Source organism: Stieleria sp., assembly GCF_041595215.1.
Taxonomy (GTDB): Bacteria; Planctomycetota; Planctomycetia; order Pirellulales; family Pirellulaceae; genus Stieleria; species Stieleria magnilauensis.
The window spans coordinates 1-4965 of sequence record NZ_JBFHKV010000640.1; the positions used below are offsets into that span (position 1 = coordinate 1).

Genomic DNA, 4965 nt, shown 5'->3' on the forward strand with positions numbered 1-4965 from the left:
CCGGGCTGGTTGGTCGACGGGATGATCGAATCGCCACACGACTGGTCGACCGGTTGGCACGTGTGGGATGTCCTGCCGGATGGGTCGTTGATCTTGGCGATGGCCGAAGCGCTCGACCGCCGCGCCGGCGGTGCGATGATCGCCGCGACCGCGCGAGCAGCGCTGACGGCACACAGCGGCTATCAACACACGCCCCAACAAATGTTGCAACGCATCGGCGACACGCTGTGGGAAACCAATACCGCCGATCAGTTGGTTTCACTGTTGTACGCACGGATCAATCCCGAGACCGGCGAAGGCGAAGTCGCGTCGGCCGGAGAGATTTCCGGACTGATCGCGGGCAAGTACGGGTATCGACCGCTGACGCAAACCGGTGGACGCCCGCTGGCGGCCGCGATCGACGTCGAGTGCTACGAGTCGACGTTTCATTTGGCCGAAGGCGAAACGCTGGTCACGTTCGGGCAAGGGTTGCAGCTGGACGGCATCAGCCAAGAACTGGTGGGCTGTTGCATGCGATCGGCGATGCAGACCGACGAAAACCCGCTGGCGGTCCTGCGTCGTGAGATGGCAGGTTTTCCCAATCGTCACGAGCGCGGACTTTTGTCGCTTTCGCGGCGACGAGGCTGATTTTTGCGGCGGCGGACGACCCTGGCCCGGATAAAATCGGTATGCTGTGAAAGCCGCGCCCGCTGGCGAGGGTATCCTCTGGCAGATTCACGTTGCGATTGCCAGACATCACCTCGCCGGCGAATCCATCGGGGGTTTCCAGGCCTCGTTCTCCGTTCCCGCACTCATGCTCCGTTTCCTATGACGCCCAATCCCACGCTGCGGGAGCTCGTTTCCCCGATCGATCAGCGCTGGAGCCCTTACCGGTTCGAACCCCGCCCCGTCGAGCAAGACAAACTGGCACAGTGTTTTGAAGCCGCCGGCTGGGCCGCGAGCAGTTTTAACGAGCAACCCTGGCGCTGGATTGTCGCCACACGCGAGGACAGCGACGGGTTTGAAAAGATGCTCGGTTGCCTGATGGAGGCGAATCAATCGTGGGCGTCGGCCGCCGGCGCGTTGGTGCTGACGGCCTATCGAAAAACGTTCGCGCGCAACGAAAACCCCAACCGCGTCGCCTTGCACGACCTCGGCCAGGCCGCCGCACACCTGGCCCGTCAAGCCGCCGCGATCGGATTGCAAGTCCATCAGATGGCCGGCGTCAATCTCAGCCAAATCCGTACCGAGTATCAGATTCCGGAAGAATTTGAACCGGCCACTGCGATCGCGATCGGCTATCCCAAGACATCCGAACCGAGCGATGAAACCGAACAGGCGCTGGCCAAACGAGAAGCTTCGGCACGCAAACGCAATCCACTTTCTCAACATGTGTTCAGCGGATCATGGGGGAAATCGGTCGACTGGAAATGATCGCGCACGCCCGCAACACGCCCGCGTTGCCGCTCGCCACAACGAAACCAGGCGGCACGGCGGTCGGGGGGCGACTAGGTACAGCGGTCAAATCGAAATACAATAAGGTGTTGCGGCCGGCACGGGTCGCAGCGAAGCCCATCCGCATTTAAACGCCACAGCTGGAAAATCGATCGGTGTCGGAATCTTGGAACCCTGGAGTCGTCTGTGCCTCTCGCACCGACGTCGGCATGCGCCGAACCAATAACCAAGACTCGCACTCGGTCATCCCCGCACAGTCGCGAGAGCGATTTGAAAGCCGTGGGCATCTGTTTATCGTGGCCGACGGGATGGGAGCCCACGCGGCCGGCGAGTTGGCCAGCAGCATGGCGGCCGAATTGATCGCGATGAATTACTTTCGCACCGCGGTGGCTGACGCAAAAGATTCGTTGCATGTCGCAGTCAGCGAAGCCAACGCGGAAATCTATCAGCGCGGACAACAGAACCCCGAGTTTCACAACATGGGGACGACCGCCAGCACCTTGGCACTGCTGCCGGTCGGCGGCGTCATCGCGCATGTCGGTGATTCCCGCGTGTACCGATTGCGACGCGGCGTGTTTGAACAAATGACCTTCGATCACTCGTTGGTCTGGGAAGTCCAGGCGAGCGGTCAGGTGCATCCCGACAGCGCCCTCGGCCAAGCGTTGCCCAAGAACGTGATCACGCGTTCGCTGGGACCAAACTCGGATGTACAGATCGATGTCGAAGGCCCTTTTGAACTGGAGCTGGGCGACAAGTTCTTGCTCTGCAGCGATGGGTTGTCCGGACAAGTCGATGACGTCGAGATCGCGACGTTGCTGGACTGTTTGCCAGAAGAGCTGGCGGTCGAAGTGTTGGTCGATCTGGCCAACCTGCGAGGCGGTCCAGACAACACCACCATCGTCGTCGCGACGGTCACCGAAGGTCCTTTGATCGACGACAAGCAACCGCTACCCAAAATGCCATCCGAAGACGCTTCGATGAGGCGGGGGATGGTGGTTTCGCTGGTCATCGCGATCTTGCTGGCGATCCTTTCAGTCGTTTTCCTGTTCCTGCGTTTGAACGACGGGGCGATGATCGCCACGCTGTTCGGTGCGCTGGTTTCCGGGGTGATTGCCGCCACCTTCTATTCCAATCTGAAAAAACAGACACGGCGACGCAATGCCGCCGGAAACGGCAAGCGAGGCGGCATCCCGAAGGCTTACGGCGGGAACGCACCGTATCGACGTTATGTCTCCAAGCCTGACCAGACGTTGTTCGATCGACTCGGTAAAACCGTCGACGAACTGCGCGAAGCGGCCAAGCTGAAGAACTGGATGATGGACTGGACACAGATCGATCAGTTTCAACACGACGGCTTGGCGGCGATGAACCGCGGTGACGGAAAAACGGCGATCCATCTCCAAGCCAAAGCGATCGTCGAAACGATGCATCAGCTCCGCGAACAACACAATCGCTCGGCCGACGAAACCGCCATCGACCACTGACGTGCCGATCCACTCCCGTGAATCAGTCCCCTTCCCGACTCGCCATCCCGCTGATTCCCGCCGCGCGCCTAGGCTCCTCGGCGTGGCTCCTGCACCTGCGATCCTTTGCCGTCGCAGGCCAATTGGTCACGATCCTGTTTGCCGGCTGGGGCATCGGCGTCCAACTGCCCTATGTTCCGCTGTTGGCGCTGGTCGGTTTGACGGCGGTCACCAACGTGATCTACGGCATTTGGCTGCGCCGCTACGACGGCCCCCACAACCATGCTCGGGATTTGGCCAACAAAGAGGTAACAGACCCGCGACGGCACGATGAATCGTCGGATGCTGCGTCCCGCCCCGCCCCGCGTTGGGGTTCCGATCTCGAGCTAGCGGCGTTGGAACAGGACGGGTCTCCGCGGGTACAGAAGGTCGCGTTGGGATTGATGTTGCTGGACCTCGCGACGCTGACCGCAATGTTGTACTTCAGCGGCGGCGCGGCGAACCCCTTTAGTTTTTTCTACTTCGTCAACTTGGCGGTCGGCGGCGTGATGATCTGGCCCAAGGCGGCTTGGTCGTTGACCCTGGTCGCAACGATCGGCTACGCATTGATTCTGCGATACAGCATTCCGGTCAAGGAACTGGGGATGGAAACTGCCTCGGACGGTTTTGATCTTCGAACACTCGGGTTGATGTTGGCGTTCACGACCTGTGCCTCGGTCGTCACCTACTTTGTGACGCGGACGAGTAAATTGTTGCGGGCGAGAGAAAAGCAGCTGCGGGAAAACCAATTGGCTCAGGCCGCCGACCGCAAGCTGGAATCGTTGACGACGCTCGCCGCCGGTGCGGCCCACGAGTTGGCGACGCCGCTTTCGACGATCGATGTCGTGGCGCGTGAGCTGTCACGGCACCTCGAAGGCGTCGAGAAACCGGCGACCGTCGACGAAGACCTGAAACTGATCGACCACCAATTGGATCTGTGTCGCCATATCTTGCAACGGATGCGGGGTGCCGCCGGCGACTCGATGGCTCAGGAATGGTTTCGGACCACGGTCGGTGAGCTGATCGATGCAACACTGGAAGGCGTCCGCGATCCCCACCGCGTCGATGTGGTCGATGGCACCGAAGACGTCGAAAACAAAACGCTTTGGATGCCCGAAGAAGCGGTCGCTCAAGCGATTCGCAATCTGATCCACAACGGGCTCGATGCCAGCGGAATCGATGGACGGGTGCGAGTCGAATCGAGACTCGATCAACGCAACGTGGAATTCATCGTGACCGACCAGGGGCAAGGGATGAGCGACGAAATCCTGGGGCGAGTCGGCGACCCGTTTTTCACCACCAAAGAACCGGGTCGAGGCATCGGGTTAGGACTGTACCTGACCCGCAACGTCGTCTCCCAGTTAGGCGGCTCGCTCAATTTCCGTTCCGCCCCCGGCCAAGGCACCTCCGCCGTCGTCACCCTGCCGATCGCCAAACCCGAAAACGTGCCATAGCCGCGATCAACGATGGTCACCCGCTCCTCCCCTACAACTTCGCCATCACCTGATCGGCCACGTCGATCGTTTCGTCGATCAGGGCTTCGGTGTGTCGGTTGCTGAAGAACAACGCTTCGAATTGGCTGCATGGCATGTAGACGCCTTTCTCGATCAACCCCCAAAAGTATCGACCGAAAGCGTCTCGGTCACTGCGATCGGCTTCGGGCCAATTCGTCACCGGACGCGCGTTGAAGAACAGCGTCAACATGCTGCCGACATGTTGGACTTGGTGGGGGATGCCGTGTTTGGTTGCCGCGGCATGCAAACCACTGGCCAAGCGATCGCCCATCGCATCGAGTTGTTCGTAGGGCGGGTCTTCGGCCAGTTGCTGCAGCGTGGCGCTGCCCGCGGCGACGGCCACCGGGTTTCCGCTCAGGGTCCCCGCCTGAAAGACTTTGCCCGCCGGTAGCACGTTGTCCATGATGTCCGCCCGACCGCCGTAAGCCCCCAACGGCATGCCGCCGCCGACCACCTTGCCGAGCGTGGTCATGTCCGGCACGACGCCGAACCGTTCTTGGGCGCCTCCGTAGGCC

The 4965-nt window shown here is 60.9% G+C and carries 5 protein-coding genes; 4 read left to right on the plus strand and 1 reads right to left on the minus strand.

Features of this window, described 5'->3' with window-relative positions:
- The 4 genes from ABX749_RS21610 to ABX749_RS21625 all read left to right on the plus strand — a co-directional run.
- Window positions 1–627, plus strand: a 627-nt coding sequence (locus ABX749_RS21610) for a SpoIIE family protein phosphatase (RefSeq protein ID WP_372897806.1), incomplete at its 5' end; no start/stop codon positions are given.
- 180 nt (window positions 628–807) lie between these two features.
- A complete protein-coding gene (locus tag ABX749_RS21615; protein ID WP_372897807.1) occupies window positions 808–1413 on the plus strand; it encodes a nitroreductase family protein in 606 nt (201 codons plus the stop codon).
- 176 nt (window positions 1414–1589) lie between these two features.
- Entirely contained in the window at window positions 1590–2918 is a 1329-nt protein-coding gene (locus tag ABX749_RS21620; protein WP_145208969.1) for a protein phosphatase 2C domain-containing protein, read from the plus strand.
- A 17-nt stretch (window positions 2919–2935) separates the two neighbouring features.
- Window positions 2936–4390, plus strand: coding sequence for a sensor histidine kinase (locus ABX749_RS21625; protein ID WP_372897808.1), 1455 nt, complete (start codon window positions 2936–2938; stop codon window positions 4388–4390).
- Between the two features lie 31 nt (window positions 4391–4421).
- Here ABX749_RS21625 and ABX749_RS21630 read toward each other — a convergent pair.
- The coding region (locus tag ABX749_RS21630) for an aminotransferase class III-fold pyridoxal phosphate-dependent enzyme (protein WP_372897809.1) at window positions 4422–4965 on the minus strand (544 nt) is incomplete at its 5' end.